The sequence below is a fragment of the Piscinibacter sp. genome, assembly GCF_050175855.1.
In the GTDB taxonomy this organism is placed as follows: Bacteria; Pseudomonadota; Gammaproteobacteria; order Burkholderiales; family Burkholderiaceae_C; genus Piscinibacter.
The window spans coordinates 1-2788 of record NZ_JBFXIO010000538.1; the positions used below are offsets into that span (position 1 = coordinate 1).

The 2788-nt window shown below is 70.1% G+C and carries 3 protein-coding genes and 1 pseudogene; all 4 read right to left on the reverse strand.

The annotated features are described in order from the left end of the window. Positions 1-176: 176 nt before the first annotated feature. Positions 177-761 (reverse strand): DUF1439 domain-containing protein, encoded by a 585-nt coding sequence (locus AB7U92_RS25330; protein ID WP_428583347.1) that lies wholly within the window; start codon positions 759-761, stop codon positions 177-179. Next, complete coding sequence (locus AB7U92_RS25335) at positions 758-1192, reverse strand: rhodanese-like domain-containing protein (RefSeq protein ID WP_428583349.1); 435 nt, start codon at positions 1190-1192, stop codon at positions 758-760. The genes AB7U92_RS25330 and AB7U92_RS25335 overlap by 4 nt, the downstream gene beginning before the upstream one ends. Before the next feature lie 36 nt (positions 1193-1228). After that, on the reverse strand, positions 1229-2533 hold the full coding sequence (locus tag AB7U92_RS25340; RefSeq protein ID WP_428583351.1) for a (Fe-S)-binding protein: 1305 nt from the start codon (positions 2531-2533) through the stop codon (positions 1229-1231). After that, positions 2530-2788, reverse strand: a pseudogene (locus tag AB7U92_RS25345) (hypothetical protein); the annotation flags it as partial. The pseudogene AB7U92_RS25345 and the gene AB7U92_RS25340, both read right to left, overlap by 4 nt.

Below are 2788 nucleotides of genomic sequence, written 5' to 3' on the forward strand. Positions count from 1 at the left end.
CAACAACAACCGCAGCGCTCGCGGTGCAGACGGATGCAAATGTTTGTCGGCCACCGGCGCCGATTCGCTTGGCAACTGCGACTCGCAGTGGTTCTTGATTTCGAGCGGCAGCTTTCGGGCCGTGGGTCGAATGTCACCTCTTGGCCGCGAGCAGACTCCCCCAGCCCCACCACTGGCTACTCGAATTGCACCTTGATCGCGTCGGCGCCGATGATGATGCCCCTTACTCGGAGCCCGAACGGAAGCTGCCGCGGGCCGAAGGTGTGCAGGGGAAAGCCCTGCAGAGCTTCCGGTACGACTGCCGCGCTGATGCGCTCCAGGGCCTCGGCGTCGCCGACGGTGACGCCATCGATGCGCAGATGCTCCGTGCGCGGGTCCTGCAGGCGCACGGAAGGGCCTGCGGCATCCCAACGCAGGCTGCTGCTCACCGCCACCTTGCCGCCCACCGGCGAAGGTCGCAGCCACGGGCTGACGATCGCCAGTCGCGAGGCCAGCGTCGCCCGGTTGGCATGGCCGTCCAGGGCGAGCTGCGGGTCGTGCAGCGACACCGAGGCCAGATCGCCGTAGCGGCGCGTGATCGGAAACCGCCTCGCCAGTTCAGCCTGCAGCTCGTCGCGAGATGCGCTGAACTCGTTCGACAGCAGGTCGAGACCTGCCCGCGCCCGCCGCGCAGGCGGGAAGAGCGCAGGCCACAGTGTTGCTGCCAGGGCGATGCGCAGGAGGGGGCGCCTCGTCGTGCGCTCGGCCGCCGAGGCGCTCACCCCTGGGAAAGCTTCTTCCACGCCTGGAACCCGCCGGCCACCGACAACGCCTTGGGGTAGCCCAGCTGGCGCAGCATCGCGGCGGCGGCCAGGCTGCGCCGGCCGCTGTTGCAGATGCACAGCAGCAGGTGGTCGCGGCCGTGGTGCAGGCGGTTCATGGTGCCGAAGAAGGTCTGGGCGTCGATGTCCTTGGGCTGGCCGGCATCGAGGATGTCCTGCTCGTCCTCGGTGAGCGTGTGGCCCAGCATCAGCTTCACCTCGCACATCGGTACGTGCACCGTGTCCGGGATCGCGCCCTTGAGCTCGATCTCGAACGACTGGCGGATGTCGATCAGCGTGGCCAGTCCAAGCCGGCACAGCTCGAGCGCCGAGCCCAGGCTGATCTCCAGGCCGGGCGCGGTGGCGTTGGCCGCAGGGGCATCGTCGTTCATGGGCATTCCGAAGGCTGGCGCAGTCGCGCGGGGCCCTCAGTCTGCCAGCTGATCGGCCACCAGTTCCAGCAGGCTCTCGGGCCGGCGGTCCCAGCCGGCCTGCTTCGCCCCCGTCTCCAGCGTGATGCGGCACTGGCCGCAGCTGGTGACGAAGTGGCGCGCGCCGGTGGCTTCCACCTGCTGCTGCTTGATGCGGAACACCTTCTGCCGCAGCGGTGCGGCGCGCTGGTTCGAGATGACGCCGCCGCCGCCACCGCAGCAGTAGGCCGTCGTGCCGTGGTCCTGCAGTTCGATCAGCTCGAAGCCGAGCGCGGCGAGCACGCGCCGCGCCGCCGCCTCCAGCCCGCCGCGCCGCACGATCTGGCAGGGGTCGTGGAAGGTGGCGCTCTCACCGATGGGCTTGACGCGGATCTGCCCCGAGGCGATGGCTTCGTCGAGGAACTCCGTCATGTGGATCACGCGCACCGGCAGCGCCTGGCCGTACCACTTCGCGGCCTCCCAGCGCGCGGCGCCGTAGGCGTGGCCGCACTCGGGCAGCAGCACGGTCTTGGCGCCGATCTTCACCGCGGTGTCCACCAGCGAGCGCGTCAGGCGCTCCTGCAACTCGAGGTCACCGTTGTTGAATCCGACGTTGGAGGCGTCGAAGCCCTCGCGGTGCATGGTCCAGCGCACACCGGTGCGGTTGAGGATCTTGGCGGCGTCGGCCAGCGCCTTGGTGTGCTCGCCGAGTTCGGCCGGCGCGGCGGTCACCAGCACGTCGGCCTGCGGCAGGTCGCAGGGGATCTCCACGCCGTGCTCGGCGGCCACGTCGGCGAGGATGTCCGGCAGGTCTTCGCCCGGCGTGGCGGTGCTGCCCCACTGGCGCGCGGTGCGGTCCATCAGCGCCAGGCGCTCGGGCACCAGCCCGGCCTTGAACATGCCGTGGCGGCCGACGCGCACCAGTTCGGCGATGTCGATGCCCATCGGGCAGACCATGGTGCAGCGGCCGCACATGTTGCAGGAGTCGTAGAGCAGTTCCTGCCACTCCTGCAGGTCCTCGATGGTGGTGCGGCGCACCAGGCCGAGCGCGCGCACCAGCGGCGCGAAGGCGCTGGCCTCGCGCAGGTAGGCGCGCTTGAGCGGCTCGAGCTTGCGGATCGGCGTGTACTTCGGGTCGCCGGTGGCCACGTGGAAGTGGCAGGCGTCGGCGCACAGGCCGCAGCGCACGCACGATTCGAGGTGCAGCGCGGCGGTGACGCCGAACTCGCGCACGAAGCTGCCCATCGCCGACTCGACGCGCGCGGCGTCGTCCTGCGTGCCCTGGCGATCGAAGGCGGCCGGCTGGCCGCTGGCGCCGCTCACAGCCCCACCCCGCGGTGGCTCAGCCGGATGCCGGAAGCGCTGCGCGAGAAGGCGAACAGCACGGCGTGCATCAGCTTGCCGAAGGGGAACCAGATCAACAGCAGCTCCAGGCTCATCAGGTGGATCGCCAGCGGCACCGGGTAGATCACGTGGTCGCGCGCGAGGATCGCTGCGGATGGCTCACCGGCCACCGCCATGCCGGTGAACATCGGCAGGAAGGTCACGGTCCAGGTGATCGCGTCGTCGGTGTTGGAG